The 14,919-nt window shown below is 49.2% G+C and carries 13 protein-coding genes and 2 tRNA genes; 7 read left to right on the top strand and 8 right to left on the bottom strand.

All coding sequences use genetic code 11. The annotated features are described in order from the left end of the window. Positions 1-184: 184 nt before the first annotated feature. The 3 genes from FYJ73_RS02775 to FYJ73_RS02765 form a co-directional block, all read right to left on the bottom strand. Positions 185-255, bottom strand: a tRNA-Gly gene (locus FYJ73_RS02775). Positions 256-276: 21 nt separating this feature from the next. Continuing rightward, positions 277-349 (bottom strand) — tRNA-Thr (locus FYJ73_RS02770). A 167-nt stretch (positions 350-516) separates the two neighbouring features. Next, a complete protein-coding gene (locus FYJ73_RS02765) occupies positions 517-966 on the bottom strand; it encodes a hypothetical protein (protein ID WP_154533194.1) in 450 nt (149 codons plus the stop codon). A 167-nt stretch (positions 967-1,133) separates the two neighbouring features. On the opposite strand from FYJ73_RS02765, the gene FYJ73_RS02760 reads away from it, so the two are divergent. From FYJ73_RS02760 to FYJ73_RS02735, 6 genes are all read left to right on the top strand, one after another. Then, complete coding sequence (locus FYJ73_RS02760) at positions 1,134-1,640, top strand: DMP19 family protein (RefSeq protein WP_154533193.1); 507 nt, start codon at positions 1,134-1,136, stop codon at positions 1,638-1,640. A 23-nt stretch (positions 1,641-1,663) separates the two neighbouring features. After that, complete coding sequence (smpB, locus tag FYJ73_RS02755; protein WP_154533192.1) at positions 1,664-2,143, top strand: SsrA-binding protein SmpB; 480 nt, start codon at positions 1,664-1,666, stop codon at positions 2,141-2,143. 100 nt (positions 2,144-2,243) lie between these two features. Beyond that, the gene (gene metH / locus FYJ73_RS02750; protein WP_154533191.1) at positions 2,244-5,003 is read left to right on the top strand and encodes a methionine synthase; all 2,760 of its coding nucleotides are present in this window, start codon (positions 2,244-2,246) and stop codon (positions 5,001-5,003) included. 42 nt (positions 5,004-5,045) lie between these two features. Further along, complete coding sequence (gene map, locus FYJ73_RS02745; protein WP_154533190.1) at positions 5,046-5,909, top strand: type I methionyl aminopeptidase; 864 nt, start codon at positions 5,046-5,048, stop codon at positions 5,907-5,909. A 51-nt stretch (positions 5,910-5,960) separates the two neighbouring features. Further along, positions 5,961-6,998, top strand: a complete 1,038-nt coding sequence (gene tsaD, locus FYJ73_RS02740) for a tRNA (adenosine(37)-N6)-threonylcarbamoyltransferase complex transferase subunit TsaD (protein ID WP_154533189.1) — start codon at positions 5,961-5,963, stop codon at positions 6,996-6,998. Positions 6,999-7,052: 54 nt separating this feature from the next. Next, entirely contained in the window at positions 7,053-7,574 is a 522-nt protein-coding gene (locus FYJ73_RS02735) for a CinA family protein (RefSeq protein WP_154533188.1), read from the top strand. 203 nt (positions 7,575-7,777) lie between these two features. Here the strand turns inward: FYJ73_RS02735 and FYJ73_RS02730 are convergent, their stop codons facing one another. The 5 genes from FYJ73_RS02730 to dnaN form a co-directional block, all read right to left on the bottom strand. Then, entirely contained in the window at positions 7,778-9,454 is a 1,677-nt protein-coding gene (locus FYJ73_RS02730) for a tetratricopeptide repeat protein (RefSeq protein WP_154533187.1), read from the bottom strand. 64 nt (positions 9,455-9,518) lie between these two features. Further along, positions 9,519-11,183 carry a DNA repair protein RecN gene (gene recN / locus FYJ73_RS02725; protein WP_154533186.1) on the bottom strand — a complete coding sequence of 555 codons (1,665 nt, stop codon included), beginning with the start codon at positions 11,181-11,183 and terminating at the stop codon, positions 9,519-9,521. Between the two features lie 4 nt (positions 11,184-11,187). Continuing rightward, the gene (porD, locus tag FYJ73_RS02720) at positions 11,188-12,105 is read right to left on the bottom strand and encodes a type IX secretion system protein PorD (protein ID WP_154533185.1); all 918 of its coding nucleotides are present in this window, start codon (positions 12,103-12,105) and stop codon (positions 11,188-11,190) included. Between the two features lie 5 nt (positions 12,106-12,110). Further along, a complete protein-coding gene (locus FYJ73_RS02715) occupies positions 12,111-12,989 on the bottom strand; it encodes a 3'-5' exonuclease (RefSeq protein ID WP_154533184.1) in 879 nt (292 codons plus the stop codon). A gap of 108 nt (positions 12,990-13,097) precedes the next feature. After that, entirely contained in the window at positions 13,098-14,222 is a 1,125-nt protein-coding gene (gene dnaN, locus FYJ73_RS02710; protein WP_154533183.1) for a DNA polymerase III subunit beta, read from the bottom strand. A gap of 195 nt (positions 14,223-14,417) precedes the next feature. Here dnaN and FYJ73_RS02705 point away from each other — a divergent pair, with 195 nt between their 5' ends. Next, positions 14,418-14,843 (top strand): DUF3127 domain-containing protein, encoded by a 426-nt coding sequence (locus FYJ73_RS02705; RefSeq protein WP_419471125.1) that lies wholly within the window; start codon positions 14,418-14,420, stop codon positions 14,841-14,843. Positions 14,844-14,919: the final 76 nt, after the last annotated feature.

Here is a 14,919-nt window from a genome sequence, read left to right as displayed (position 1 = left end):
AATCGTTTTATTAATATTTTTTCGGGTTTTACTCATCACCCATAATATCCTATAGTAAGAGAATGGAATAAAGATTGCTTCCTTCATGTTCCGTGTGTTCACCTACTCGGGCAAGAACTATACGTTAGCCAGGGAAAAATCAAGTGTACCGTAAAACTCCAGGATTAACATGTCTCATAGTCTGAGCGGAATACGGGAATCGAACCCGCCTTTCAGGCTTGGGAAGCCCGCGCACTACCGATATGCTAATTCCGCCACAAAAAAACATGATTAAAGAGCCGATAGGGGGACTCGAACCCCCGACCCACGCATTACGAATGCGTTGCTCTACCAACTGAGCCATATCGGCAAAAAGCAGCAGGAAGTGTTTCCATTGCTTAATTTGCGGGTGCAAAGATATAGCTTTTTTCTTGAACCACCAAATAAAATTGAACTTTATTGTTTTCTTGAATAAAAAAAAATTAAGTAACTCTTCCGCCGACAATCAAGAAACGCATGACAGACATACCGTCATCGTCAGTCAGGAAGTCCATTGAGGTGAATTTTCCAAACACCCTGTCGCTCAATGACATGAAGACAAAAAACCTTCTCTGCGATTGTCTGGGGAACGCCTCCAATAGTGTCCAGGACGAGGAAATTGCGCACCATCACCTTGACCGTAGCCGTGGAGTCATCGGTGAAGTTGATATCTTCGATCTTACAACTAGCACCTTCTTGCTTATTGCGTAACACTTCGACATCATTTTCATTGACCTGACTTGCCGCAAAAACTAACCATTGCCGCGACTGTGGCGTACAATAGTTCAGAGCCTTAGGAAAGCGCCAATTAAAATAAGCCATAGAGAAAGAATCTACGTCGCTCTCCTGTTGATCCTTGTTATCGACGTTGCAGGCAGAATTGCCCAACAATATCACCAGCGCAGCACAACAGCCGAGGAGAGGGTAAAACAGTTGTTTACAAATCATCTTCATATAAAACTAGGAGCCTTGACAAAACCTTATTTCATGCAAAGATAGTGGTTTTATTTCAGATAAACCGATATTTTTATTATAGATGTGTATTTTTTTAGTGATTTCTCTCTTACTCCACTTATTTTTTCGTATCTTTGCATCTCAAAGCAAGATTTAAAACAATGGTACAGGTGCACATAGACGATGCCGCGTTGCGCCAAGCTGCAACAGCGGGCATGGACAACTTCCTTGAGGCCTTTGCCGGAGCAATCCGTAAGACAATCGGTGGAGAGCTGAATGCCGACAACATGGGCGAACTCAATTCCGATCAAATCACCCTATTGGGCTATCTGATGCTTCGCGACAGCGTGATGGACGGTGGCTTCGTCGAGCTGATTCACAACGGATTGGGAGAGTTTATTTTTTTTAATCCCTTTGGCAAGGCGGTCAGAGAGTGGGGACTGCGCGACTTGTATAAGTTATTGGATAAATGTAGCCGCTATTTCAAAAAATACCGTCTCGAGATAGAGCGCGACTGCACCCAGGAGGAGTTCGATGCCCTCTATGAGCGTTATCCTGAGTTTGACGATTTCGATGACTATTTCGTAGAGCATGAAGAGGAGTTCACTGAAGCCGTGGCGCAGTATGTCGACGACCATATCAGCGATTTTGCGATCATCGACGAGTAGCGGAAGGAAAAGGAAAAGGAAAAATGAACAAGGAACAACAAGAACTTCGCAAGAAAAGTCCTGTACAAATAAAGAACAAGAAGGCGTCGTTTGAATACATTTTCATAGACACCTATACCGCAGGTATTGTGCTTACCGGTACGGAGATCAAGTCCGTCAGATTGGGCAAAGCCTCGTTGGTGGATGCCTTCTGCTACATCAACAATGGTGAAGTATGGGTTAAGGGAATGAACATATCTCCCTATTTCTATGGATCTTATTCCAACCATGATGCCAAGCGCGACCGTAAACTGCTGCTCACCAAGCGCGAGATACGCCGACTGGCAGAGGACAGCAAGACACCGGGATATACCATCGTGCCCACGCTGATGTTCATAGACGGTCACGGAAGGGCTAAGGTCGATATTGCACTGGCAAGAGGTAAGAAAGAGTTTGACAAGCGACAAACGCTCAAGGAGAAGGAAGACCGTCGGGAGATGGATCGGGCTATCAAGCATTTCTGATACACGACAGCATGCTGGACTAGTCGACAACCATGACACAGACTATGGAGAAGATAATGATGACAGGATGGAGCACAACAGACAACCGAAATATACTTATATGTTAGAAGAGATCGTAAAAGAGAGGCTTGTGGTGCTGGACGGTGCCATGGGAACCATGATTCAGAGGTATGGACTCAGCGAAAGTGATTTCCGCGGCAGCCGCTATGCCGGCAGCAACGTGCAGATGAAAGGCAACAACGATATGCTGAACATCACCAAACCTGAGGTGATCATGGATATCCACCGACAATATTTGGCAGCGGGTGCCGACATTATTACCACCAACACTTTCTCTTCGCAGCGTATTTCCCAAGCCGACTATCATCTTGAGGCCGACAGCGCCGAGATGGCCTATGAGGGCGCGCGCATCGCCAAGCAGAGTGCTGAGGAATATTCTACGCCCAGTCATCCCCGCTATGTATGTGGCTCTGTGGGACCGACCAACAAAACTTGCTCAATGAGTCCGGATGTCAGCGATCCTTCGGCGCGTGACCTAAGTTATGACGGGCTCTTCGAGGCCTATTGTGAAGAGGTGGATGCACTGATTCGTGGAGGTGTCGATGCCATCATCATCGAGACAGTCTTTGACACGCTCAACTGCAAGGCGGCTATCGACGCTTCGGTGCAGATTATGGAGAAAGTCGGGCGTAAACTTCCCATCATGGTCAGTGTGACCATCAGTGATCTTGCCGGACGCACGCTGAGTGGACAGACGCTTGAGGCTTTCTTGGCCAGCATAGCCGATTACCCTATCTTCTCTGTGGGACTCAACTGCTCGTTTGGCGCACCACAGATGCTGCCCTATCTCAGGACACTGGCCGCGCGTGCTCCTTTCTATATCAGCGTCTATCCCAACGCCGGCTTGCCCAACGCCATGGGACAATACGACGAGACGGCAGAGCAGATGGCCGGTGAGATGGAGATCTTTATGAAAGAAGGACTTGTCAATATTGTTGGCGGGTGTTGCGGAACTACTCCGGAGTTTATTCATGCCTTTGCCGAGAAAGCGAAAAACTATCAGCCCCATCGTGTCGTGCCACGCTCCGAGACTCTTTGGCTGTCGGGACTGGAACTGCTCAACGTCACTCCTGAGGTGCGCTTTGTAAATGTAGGTGAACGGTGCAACGTTGCCGGCAGCCGCAAATTTTTGAGGCTTATCGAGCAAAAACAATATACCGAGGCATTGGAAATCGCCCGCAAGCAGGTTGAAGACGGTGCTCTGGTGATCGACATCAATATGGACGACGGTCTGCTCGACGCCAAGGCCGAGATGGTGAAATTTCTCAATCTTATCGCCAGCGACCCCGACATTGCCCGTGTGCCCGTGATGATCGACTCCTCTGATTGGGAGGTGATCATGGCTGGACTGAAGTGTATGCAGGGCAAATGCATCGTCAACTCCATCTCGCTGAAGGAGGGTGAAAGCACCTTCATCAGCCATGCAAAGGATGTGAAGCGTTTCGGTGCCGCCGTGGTGGTGATGTGCTTTGATGAGCAGGGACAGGCCACCTCCTACGAGCGGAAGATAGAGATTGCCGCGCGTGCTTACCGTATTTTGGTGGAGAAGGTGGGGATGGATCCTTTGGACATTATCTTCGACCCTAACATTCTTTCTGTGGCCACGGGTATTGCCGAACACGACAGCTATGCTCTGGACTTCATACGGGCTACGGGATGGATCCGCAAGAATCTTAAAGGTGTGCACGTCAGCGGTGGCGTAAGCAACCTCAGTTTCTCCTTCCGCGGTATCAACTACATCCGCGAAGCGATGCACGCTGTGTTTCTCTATCACGCTATCGAGCAGGGCATGGACTTCGGTATCGTCAATCCGGCTACCAAGGTGACCTACGCCGATATTCCCGCCGATGAGCTGTCGGTCATCGAGGATGTTATCCTCAATCGTCGTCAGGGTGCCTCGGAGGACTTGGTGGAGCTGGCAGAGAAGAAGCGCGCAGAGCAGGAGGCTGCCAAGCTGGCCGCATCACAAGGAGGAAAGACGGTGGCTGTCTCTGACGAAGCATGGCGCAAGGAAAGTGTGGAAAGCCGGCTGGGCTATGCCTTGAGGAAAGGCATAGGCAAATATTTGGATGCCGATCTGCACGAGGCTCTTGAGACATATCCCCATGCTGTGGACATCATCGAGGGACCGCTGATGGACGGCATGAACGAGGTGGGAACGCTGTTCGGAGCCGGTAAGATGTTTCTCCCACAAGTGGTGAAGACCGCGCGTACGATGAAGCAAGCCGTGGCTATCCTACAGCCTTATATCGAAGCGGAAAAGAAAGAGGGTGCGGCTACTGCCGGCCGCGTGCTGTTGGCAACTGTCAAGGGCGATGTCCACGATATCGGCAAGAATATCGTCGGCGTGGTCTTCTCCTGCAACAACTATGAGGTCATCGATCTCGGAGTGATGGTGCCCGCCGAGCAGATTGTGGCAAAAGCCCGTCAGCTCCATGTCGACTTAATAGGGTTGAGCGGCCTCATCACTCCCTCGCTTGGAGAGATGGTCAATGTGGCTGAAGAACTGCAAAAGGCGGGGCTGCATATCCCGTTGCTCATTGGCGGTGCCACGACGAGCGAACTGCATGTTGCCCTGAAGATTGCGCCAGTCTATGACGCTCCAGTGATATGGACCAAAGATGCCAGTCAGCCACCGATCATCGCCGCCCGCCTCATGGATGCCAAACAGAGAAAAGACTACGAAGAAATGCTTGCCTCACGCTATGAGCAGCTCCGACAGCAATATCAGGAGAAGCAGGCTAAGCTCATGTCGCTAGATCAGGCACGCGGCAATAAGCTCAACTTGTTTGATGACTAAGGAATAGAGTATTAGAATCTTATAAAATTATAATATAAAGATATGTTTAAAAAGAAAAGACGTTGGCATTGCCTTCCCGGTCAAGAGCCCACAGAGTTGGACAAGAAGGTAATGTACTGGGAAAACAAGGGTAAGGAAGTGCCTACACGTGATATGGTGCGCACCCCCGAGCAGATTGAGGGCATACGCATCGCTGGCAAACTCAACTCACAGTGCCTTGACGCTGTGGCTGAGGCTATCCATCCGGGGATGAATACGCAGGAAATCGACGACATCTGCATGAAATTCTGCGAGGATCATGGCTGTCATCCCTCCTGCCTCAACTATGAAGGCTATCCCAAGAGTGTGTGTACGAGCATCAATGAGGTAGTCTGCCACGGCATCCCCAAGGAGGAAGATGTGCTGCAGGAGGGCGATATCGTGAATGTTGACATGACGCTCGACTACAACGGCTACTACGGCGACGCCTCACGCATGTTTATCATCGGTGGAAAGACCACGCCTGAGAAGGAACAGCTTGTCAGAGTGACCAAAGAATGTCTTGAAATCGGTGCAGAGGCTGCCAAGCCTTATTGCTTCGTGGGTGACATCGGACACGCCATACAAAAACATGCTGAAAAATATCACTATGGTGTGGTACGCGATCTCTGTGGTCATGGAGTAGGGCTTCAGATGCATGAGGAGCCCGATATTCTGCATTACGGTCACAGAGGCACCGGTATGCTGCTTGTGCCCGGCATGACGTTTACTATCGAGCCGATGATCAATATGGGCACATGGAAAGTGTTTATCGACGAGGACGACCCCTATGGATGGGAGGTGATCTCTGGCGACGAACTGCCTTCGGCGCAATGGGAGCATACTTTCCTCATGACTGAGCACGGAGTGGAGGTACTTTCCGAGTAGCAGAGCCCCACACAAAGTGGTATTCTGCTTTTACGAGAAAAAATGAATAATATGGAAACAGCAAATAAAGATGTCTATATCTTAGGCATAGAATCATCGTGTGACGACACCTCGGCAGCAGTGCTTCGCAATGGCGTGCTGCTGAGCAATGTGACGGCTTCGCAGGAGGTTCACCGCGCCTATGGAGGTGTGGTCCCAGAGTTGGCAAGCCGCGCACATCAACAAAATGTGGTACCTGTGGTGGATCAGGCCATCAAGCGTGCAGGCATCACCAAAGAACAGTTGTCGGCCATCGCCTTCACGCGTGGCCCGGGACTCATGGGCTCGCTGCTCGTGGGCGTGAGCTTTGCAAAAGGACTGGCACGCAGCCTCGAGATTCCTCTCATCGATGTCAACCATCTGCAGGGGCATGTCATGGCTCACTTTATCAAGGAGAGCGACGACGACAATCATATGCCTCCTTATCCTTTTATCTGTCTGTTGGTATCGGGTGGTAACTCTCAGATCGTGAAGGTCAACGCCTACAACGACATGGAGGTGTTGGGCCAAACCATCGACGATGCAGCCGGAGAAGCTATCGACAAATGCTCGAAAGTGATGGGGCTCGGCTATCCCGGTGGTCCGATCATCGACCGGCTGGCACGTCAGGGCAACCCGCTTGCTTACAAATTTGCTGAGCCTCACATCCCTGGGATGGACTACTCCTTCTCGGGCCTGAAAACTTCCTTCCTCTATAATCTGAGAAAATGGGTGGAAGAAGACCCAGACTTCGTGGAGCATCATAAGCAGGATTTGGCAGCAAGTCTCGAGCATACCATCGTGGACATACTGATGAAGAAACTGAGAATGGCTGTGAAGTCGACGGGGATTAAGCATGTGGCTGTTGCCGGCGGCGTCTCGGCCAACAACGGATTGAGAGCAGCCTTCCGCGACCACGCTCAACGCTTTGGCTGGACCATCTACATTCCTAAGTTCAGCTACACCACAGATAATGCGGCGATGATCGGTATCGTGGGATATTACAAGTATCTCGACAAGGATTTCTGCTCTATCGATGCCCCCGCCTTCTCAAAGGTCACATTCAAGTAAGCATGTAGTAATAGTTGTATAACCCAATAGATATCAAATAATTGAACGACAATTATGGAATTTGAAACCAAAGTGTTGAGCCGTCAGATACAGGAGGCTCTCTACAATCATAATGAGACCTTGGGAACAGCAGAGAGCTGTACAGGCGGACGCATTGCCGAGGCGATTATCTCGGTACCTGGCGCTTCGCAGTATTTCAAGGGTGGGGTAGTGTCCTACACCAATGAGGTAAAAGAGAATCTGCTCCATGTCTCTGCACAGGTACTAGCTGAGCAGACTGCAGTCTGTGAGGAGGTGGCCCGTGAGATGGTCATCGGTGCCTGCGATGCGCTGAACTGTGACTATGCCATATCGGCTACGGGAGTTGCCGGTCCCGGTGGTGGTACGGCCGAGATCCCTGTGGGTACGATTTGGCTCGGCTATGGTGCTAAGGATGATGTGCGGACATTTAAGCTCACTGAAGATTTTGGACGTGACATCAACTTGGAGATTGCAACCAATAAGGTACTACGCCTCTTCTTGGAGTATGTCAACGCTAAGCATGCTGAAAACAGCAGTCAGGAAGAAGAGAAATAAAGTGATCTCGTTGAATACAGGTATCTCATGATGCTCTGACGAATATTGCGACATCAAATTAGCTTATATCTATTCTTCTGATAGATTATTAATGTTCATTTAATGTTTATTTAGCCTGCATCAACCTGCTGATAACAAACAAAAACGGCGGCTTCCAAGCATTTTCTTGGAAGCCGCCGTTGGCGTTTTCTTTCGTCAGATGATTATTTCTGATATTTCTTGATGAGGCCTTCAGCTCTGCTGTCGCCCAGTTGCTGTGCACTCTGTAAAGCCGCAATACCTTCTTCTTTCTTTTTCAACTCACAAAGAGCGATGCCCTTAATGATATAAATGTCGCTATACTGCTGTGTCAATTGCAGAGCCAAGTTACAGGTCTTTACGGCATCATCGTATTTTCCGACTTTCAGCTGTAGACTGGCCATCTCGGCATAATAGGTGGGAGCCGTGCGGTTCAAAACAATGGCGTGGGCTATATCGTTGAGAGCCAACTGATATTGGCGGAGCTTCATCTCACATTTGAATTTGGCATAGTAGAAGTCGTCGGAGCCCTGATAGTTGACGAGTGAGTCATAAGTAAGATAGTCGTTGAAGGCTTTGCGATAGTCGCCAGTGACATCGTAGACTCTTGCACGGGCCAGGACATAGGGAGCAGAGGGCGTGCCGGACTGTACGCTGACGGCTTTGTCGAGCAATGCAAGTACCTCGGATGTAGGTGCCTTGAGCTGTGTCTTGCATTGTGCAGCCTCGAAGAATACCTCTCCGTTCTTGCCTAAGTCAGTGCTTTGCAATGCAGTGAAGGTCTCAAAAGCTTTGTCGTAATGGCCTGTAGCGTAGAGGATTTGTGCTTGCAAATGCTTATAGATCGGCAGAGGATTGATCTTTTCGGCTTGCTGAGCCAGTTCCGTAGCGCGCTGAAAAGTCCAAGTGGGGTAGAGGGTATCGACACGGGCTACGGCAGCTTGATATACAGTTTTGGCATAATCGTAGTAAGCCTCATCCTTCTTAGCGGCCTTCTGAGTCTCAGTCTTCAATGTGGCATCGGCAAGGCCGAATTTGTTGTAGCGCTCATACCAGTTAGCCAGTGTCAGATAACCGGTAGTTGCCGTGGGAAAACGAGAGATATATTCGTGGATATAGGTCTCGTAGTTGGTGCTGTCGGTTTGCTCAGCGGCAAGAACCAGCATCAGTGTAGCCTGCTGCTCCTCGGTCGGGAGAGCCGGACGGATGGCGGTAGCCTTGAGCGTAGGGTCAGAGAGTGAAAGACCGTTGGTCGTGAAGGTTGTGGTCAGTCGGGCATCAGCGGAGAAAGCCTGGCCACCATCCTGTGGACGCTGCATGAGTCCAAGCAGTTGACCGGTAGCGTTGACAATGGGGCAGCCTAGATCTGTAGAGGAAACGTCGACATCATTGAACACATAATAGTTATAGGTGCTCATAAATTTCTCGATGCGAAGCGGTTTTACTTTGTGGCTGTCTACTTTCTTGGTAGAAAAGCTCACAAGGGTGACAGGAGAGACTGGAGCATCCAGCGTGTTGATGCTCAAGCCTGCCGGCAAGCGGTTGCCTTTCACCCGAAAGCGGCAAAGATCATACATTTCTGATGCACCGACAATTGCATCGACATCGTTTTGCTGGCCTTTGCTGTCAATGACAGTTGCACGGGCAGCTCCTACAAAGACATGCCAGGGTGCTATGGCTTCGCCTTGCGTACCTGCAAAGACTCCATGAGTAGATCCGTGGATGGAGCCGTCGGAGTTGAAAGTTGTCAACGTGAAGATATTTGCAGCCACCTTTGACATGTTGGCTCCCTGAGCCAAAGTCTTAAGAGGCAGCAACAGGATAAAGACGAGGAGTATGCTTGATATTGTTTTTCTCATCATATTTTATAGTTTCAGATATTTAGATGATTTCTTTGAAATTAAAGTCATTTCTTTTTGGACAGAACTATTTCTGGGCATCCAACAGAGCCTGAGCGTTGTCGATGGCAGCCTGCGATATGTCGCTTCCGCTGAGCATTTGGGCGATTTCGCGTACTCGCTCCTTCTCGGAGAGTTCACGCATGGTACTGACGGTGCCTTCTGAAGTCTCTTCTTTGCTCACTTTGTAGTGCGATGTGCCTCCGGCCGCAATCTGTGGGAGGTGGGTGATGGCGATGACTTGGCGGTGCTGCTGTGCCATCTCACGCATTGTCTCAGCCATTTTCTCTGCCACGCGTCCGCTGACCCCCGTATCAATCTCGTCGAAGATGATGGTGGGGAGCTTCACGGCACCACTGATCATGGCTTTCAAAGAGAGCATCACACGGGCAATCTCTCCACCGGAAGCCACCTGAGCCACGGGCTGGAGTGGTGTGCTGCTGTTGGCACTGAAGAGGAAAGAGATCTTATCGAGCCCCATCGGCTGGCAATCGGTGTGCTGAATATCGATAGAGAATCGGACTTTAGGGATGCCTAATGGCACCAGCCGTTGATGCATCTCTGCTTCGATTTTCTTGGCAGCATGCAGACGGGCTTCACTCAGCCGCTGGCCAATTTTGGCGCAATTGTCGTGGGCGACGCTCATCGCTTCCTCTAAGTCGGCCAAGAAGTCGTCACTGCAATCGATGTTGGCGATTTCCTGCTTGAGTTGGTCGCGCTGGTCGATGAGCTCGTTGACTCCACTGGCATGGAATTTTTTCTCCAATGAGTAGAGTTCGTCCAGCCGGTCGTTCATCTGTTGGAGCTGTTGAGGATCGAAATCTATGTTTTCCAATTTGTGGTCAACTTCGTCAGCGATGTCCTTCAACTCGATGCCGGCGGATTCAAGTCGCTGCGCAGCATCCTGAATTTCAGGATAGACATCGACAAGGTTTTGCAACGAATCAGCCGCATTCTTTACGAGGTTGACGGCACCATTGTCATCGTTGTTGAGCAGGGACGTCGTCTGAAACAAGGCACTCTTGATGTCCTCGATATGGCTCAGCGTCTGCACCTGGCTCTCCAGACTCTCTTGTTCGTCAGCTTGTAGATTGGCTTTGTCGAGTTCATTGTATTGAAAGCGGAGAAACTCTTCTTGATCGCGGTTTTGTGCGATGATTTTTTTCTGCTCCTCGTATTTGTGCACAGCTTGGAGATAGTCGGCGTAGTGGTGTTTGTAATCATCAAGGAGAGGTTTGTCGTCAGCGATGATATCCACGACATTCATTTGGAAGTCTTCTTTCTGCAAGAGCAGGTTTTGATGCTGGCTGTGAATGTCCACCAACAGCTCACCGCACTCACGCATCAGAGTCAAGGACACAGGTGTGTCGTTGATAAACGCTCGGCTCTTGCCATTGCTGCTCACCTCTCGTCGAAGGATACAGTCAGAGGCATCGTAGTCGATGTTGCTGTTTTGAAAGAAATCTTCGAGGTGGCAAGTGCTCAAATCAAAATGCGCCTCAACAATACATTTGCTTCTTCCTTCTTTGATTTGTCGGGTGTCAGCACGCTGCCCCAAGAGCAGGTGAATGGCTCCAAGGATGATGCTTTTACCAGCTCCCGTCTCACCGGTTATGACAGAGAATCCTGGATGAAAATCAATGTTGAGTTCATCGATGAGCGTGAAGTTCTTAATGTATAACTGTTTGAGCATAATGTCATTGTTTTATTTTATCCCAAGCGTTGTTTTGCGAAGCATTGATAGAGAAGAGTATGTCGTAAATGGCTTCTTTCTCTTTCGGAGTGCCTTTGCCCTGATAGATATTTGCCAGTTCGTCACGTTTGTAGTCTGTCCAAATCTGCGGGAGCATACTCGTGGGTCTGTTCTCGTGAGCAGTTTTCAGATCGTTTTCTAAAGCGTTAGTGATCTGGGCTCTACCTCGCTCACTGTTTTCTGCCATCTGGTCGAGTCCGAGACGGTAATAGTCGTATTGCAGTTGGCGGAAAGGTTTCATACTGCCATCGAGGTAGTCGTTGATGATAGCGAAGCGATTCCGGTCATTGTCAAAAGCTTTCCACCCCGTCACGTCCAGATTTTGGGCATTGTTGGCGAGGTTCATGCAAAGCTGCAGTACATCTTCGCCGCCCATAGGGGAAAAGCTGTCCAAATTGAGGCCAATGATGAGATAAGCGTAGTAAGCCAATACCGCCGTAAGCGCGTTGTCTACCATTTCGTCTTTAAACTCCAATTGGTCGAATTGAGCGTATTTGAAGTTAAAGTCCTTGTCAGTGTTATTGTAGAGCGTTGTGGTATAAGAAGCGTTGAATACTGGTCGGTTGGCTTGAATCAGCGCTTTGCAGGTAAACATGTTGGTAGTAGGGTCATATTTGCTCACGGTGATGGCCAGACTACAGCTGATTTTCTCATTTTTGCGAAACTGCATGTTAGTCCATTGCCGGTCGTTGACGAAAGTGGTGATGGCCTGTTGCAGATTGTCGAAGACAGAGGCATCTGTGCCCTGAATCTGATTGTGGTTGACCGTCACTTTCATGTTCAACTCCTGCGCTGCTCCTTTTGTAGGGGGGAGAAGCAGCATCGTAAGCAGTACGAGACAAAGGATAAGTGCGCGTTTCATTATGATCATTTGGTATGGGCAGCGGACTGCATGTTGAGTTTGGCCTCGCGTAAGCGTATGCGTGTGAGTACTTGCTTGGTGTTGAGCGTGAAGTCAGCTCCGAGCATCCAGTTGAAGAAGCCGGGGTCGCGGTGGAGCACATCTGTGACTGCCCATCCACGGTATTTACCAAAGTTGAAGACTTCTTGTCGTCGTGGCTTACCGTCTTTGTCAAGGAGAAGATTGCCTTGAGCGTCTTTCATTTCTTTCCACACAATGCGCCCTGCAAAGTCGACATTGTCGTTCATGGCAGAGAACTCGGCCAATGCGCTCATGTCATTTGGCAGTGTACGCTTCGGATCTTCTGCTTTTTCGGGTGCATACATATCCAACTCACCTTGAAGCACTCTATAGGTGGCTTCTGCGTCTTGGTCGGCACGGTGAGCTTTCAAGTCCTCTTCCATGCTGTGGCCCGTATAGAATTTATAGGCAGCGGCAAGGTTGCGGGGCTCCATCTTGAAAAATATGTTTTGCACATCGATGAGATGGCAACGCGAAAAGTCAAAGTCTATGCCGGCGCGAAGGAACTCTTCTGCCAACAGGGGAATGTCGAAGCGATTGGAGTTGTAGCCGGCAAAGTCACAACCGGAGAAGCTCTCGGCCAGTTGTTTGGCCAGTTGCTTAAAGGTTGGAGCATCCTTGACATCCTCATCGGTGATACCGGTGAGTTCTTGCACGTCGTGAGGAATGGGCTTGCCGGGGTTGACAAAAATGTTTTTACGCTCCTCTTCACCGTTTGGTGAGACTTTTACGTAAGAGATTTGTATAATTCGGTCATTGACGAGGTCTAAGCCTGTAGCTTCCAAGTCAAAGATGACCAAAGGTTTTTTAAGATTCAGTTTCATGAAAATATATACCACCAAATATACTACTACGAGTCTTGAAAGAAGGATGAACGATTCGGTTTTCAAGACTCGTAGCAGCAAAATATCATCTAATTGATCAGTTAACGATTATTCATTCAGAATTAACGGCATAATCAGCATCAGTACATCCTCATGCTCATCCTGAACACTGGGCAGGACAATGCCCGGCCGACTTGGATCTCCCAGCATCACCTTCACGTCATCGCTGTCAAGCGAAGAAAGAACTTCGCAGAAATAGTCACCTCGGAAGCCGATTTGCAGGGGTTGGCCATTGTATTCACAGACTAAGGTCTCTTTGGCACTTGTCGCGAAGTCGATGTCTTCGGCAGAGAGCTGCAGGGAACCCATCGACAGTTTGAAACGGATGAGTTGGCTGCTGATGCTGGCAAAGGGCAACACACGGCGAATACTGTCCATCAGAGCCTTGCGGTCGATGAGGAGTTCATTGGGATTGTCGGAAGGAATAGCAGCATTGTAGTTGGGGAAAGTGCCCTCTATCAGCTGGCAACGCAGTGTGCCGTCTGCAAATGTCAGCTCTGCTGCATTGCTGTTGAACTTGATGACCACGTCGCCGCTGTTTGGATCGAGTCCGTTTTTCAGAAGGTTGGCCGGCTTCTTAGGAAGGATGAAAGAGGCGGGTACCTCAGATTTGATGTCGTAGTTGCGGCAGCGCACAAGCTTATGGCCGTCACTGGCAACGATAGCCAAATGCTCAGGAGTCAAGTCGAAGTATACGCCGTTCATCACGGGACGGATCTCGTTGTTGTCTGTAGCGAAGAGTGTGCGCGAGAGATTGCTTACCAAAACGCTGGCATCAATGGTCAGGGTATGGATGTCACCCTCAATGGGCTGCACTTGTGGATATTCCTCAGCATTTTGTGCCACGAGCTGATACTGACCGTTTTGATATTCGACGGTCACCTGATAGGAGTCCAAATTGACATCGAAGGCGAGTGGCTGCTCGGGAAGCAGTTTTACAGCATCGAGAATCAAATGGCTGGAAATGGCAAAGGAGCCTTCGCTGTCGCATTCGCTCAGGCTGACCAATGATGTCATACGGTTCTCGCCATCGCTGGCTGTAATACGAAGTTGTCCTTGGCTGACATCAAATACAAAGCATTCCAAGATGGGCATGGAATTTTTGGTATTGATGACCTTGGCCAATGTTTGCAGTCGAGTGCTCAATGCGGAGCTTGAAAGACTAAATCTCATATAATAATGGTTTTATTTGTTTTCGTTTATACAAAGATAATAAGAAAATAACAGAACGAGAAAGCTATGGCGTATTATTTTTTATTTTTTGTTTTTTTTCGATTGAATTGCTTGATATTTCCGTCTTTATCACTATCTTTGCACTATAACTCTGAAAGTTCAACTAAAAAACTCTCATAAATGGCATTACAAGGAATAGAAGTAGAAGGGGTGATCATCAAAGAGTACCCTGCTAAAGAGGGCGTATCCCAACGCACTGGTAACGCTTGGAAATCCCAGGAATTTGTGATTCAGACGAAAGACCAATATCCTCGCGCTTGCTTGTTCCGCGTCTTCGGCGCTGACAAGCTCGAGCAATTCAATATTCATCAGGGTGATACTGTGCACGTGTGGCTAGATATCAATGCCCGTCCATGGCAGGACCGCTATTTCAACGATATCAATGCTTTCCGTGTTGACCATGTAGATCCTAACGCTGTCGGCGGTGCTTCCATGGCTGCTCCAATGAGTCAGTTGGGTGGCCAGGCTTCTGTTGCTCCAACAGCGGGGGCGACAAGTACTGCAGCTCCAGCAGCACCAGCGCAAGACAATGGCGATGCCGCTGATGATCTTCCCTTCTAAATAATACTTTTGCAGGGTACCTCGATGAAGGAATTCTTCTTTAACTATCGAGAGGTACCCTGCAACATTGTTTTTG

Source organism: Hallella mizrahii, from assembly GCF_009695775.1.
In the GTDB taxonomy this organism is placed as follows: Bacteria; Bacteroidota; Bacteroidia; order Bacteroidales; family Bacteroidaceae; genus Prevotella; species Prevotella mizrahii.
This window is presented reverse-complemented; position numbering and strand designations above follow the sequence as displayed.

Excerpts from the sequence above, each read along its gene's own strand:
- smpB (WP_154533192.1), top strand. The coding sequence starts at position 1,664 with ATGAACAAGGAACAACAAGAACTTCGCAAGAAAAGTCCTGTACAAATA.
- map (WP_154533190.1), top strand. The coding sequence starts at position 5,046 with ATGTTTAAAAAGAAAAGACGTTGGCATTGCCTTCCCGGTCAAGAGCCC.
- FYJ73_RS02730 (WP_154533187.1), bottom strand. The coding sequence starts at position 9,454 with ATGATGAGAAAAACAATATCAAGCATACTCCTCGTCTTTATCCTGTTG.
- porD (WP_154533185.1), bottom strand. The coding sequence starts at position 12,105 with ATGAAACGCGCACTTATCCTTTGTCTCGTACTGCTTACGATGCTGCTT.
- dnaN (WP_154533183.1), bottom strand. The coding sequence starts at position 14,222 with ATGAGATTTAGTCTTTCAAGCTCCGCATTGAGCACTCGACTGCAAACA.
- FYJ73_RS02735 (WP_154533188.1), top strand. The coding sequence starts at position 7,053 with ATGGAATTTGAAACCAAAGTGTTGAGCCGTCAGATACAGGAGGCTCTC.
- FYJ73_RS02715 (WP_154533184.1), bottom strand. The coding sequence starts at position 12,989 with ATGAAACTGAATCTTAAAAAACCTTTGGTCATCTTTGACTTGGAAGCT.
- FYJ73_RS02760 (WP_154533193.1), top strand. The coding sequence starts at position 1,134 with ATGGTACAGGTGCACATAGACGATGCCGCGTTGCGCCAAGCTGCAACA.
- tsaD (WP_154533189.1), top strand. The coding sequence starts at position 5,961 with ATGGAAACAGCAAATAAAGATGTCTATATCTTAGGCATAGAATCATCG.
- recN (WP_154533186.1), bottom strand. The coding sequence starts at position 11,183 with ATGCTCAAACAGTTATACATTAAGAACTTCACGCTCATCGATGAACTC.
- FYJ73_RS02765 (WP_154533194.1), bottom strand. The coding sequence starts at position 966 with ATGATTTGTAAACAACTGTTTTACCCTCTCCTCGGCTGTTGTGCTGCG.
- metH (WP_154533191.1), top strand. The coding sequence starts at position 2,244 with ATGTTAGAAGAGATCGTAAAAGAGAGGCTTGTGGTGCTGGACGGTGCC.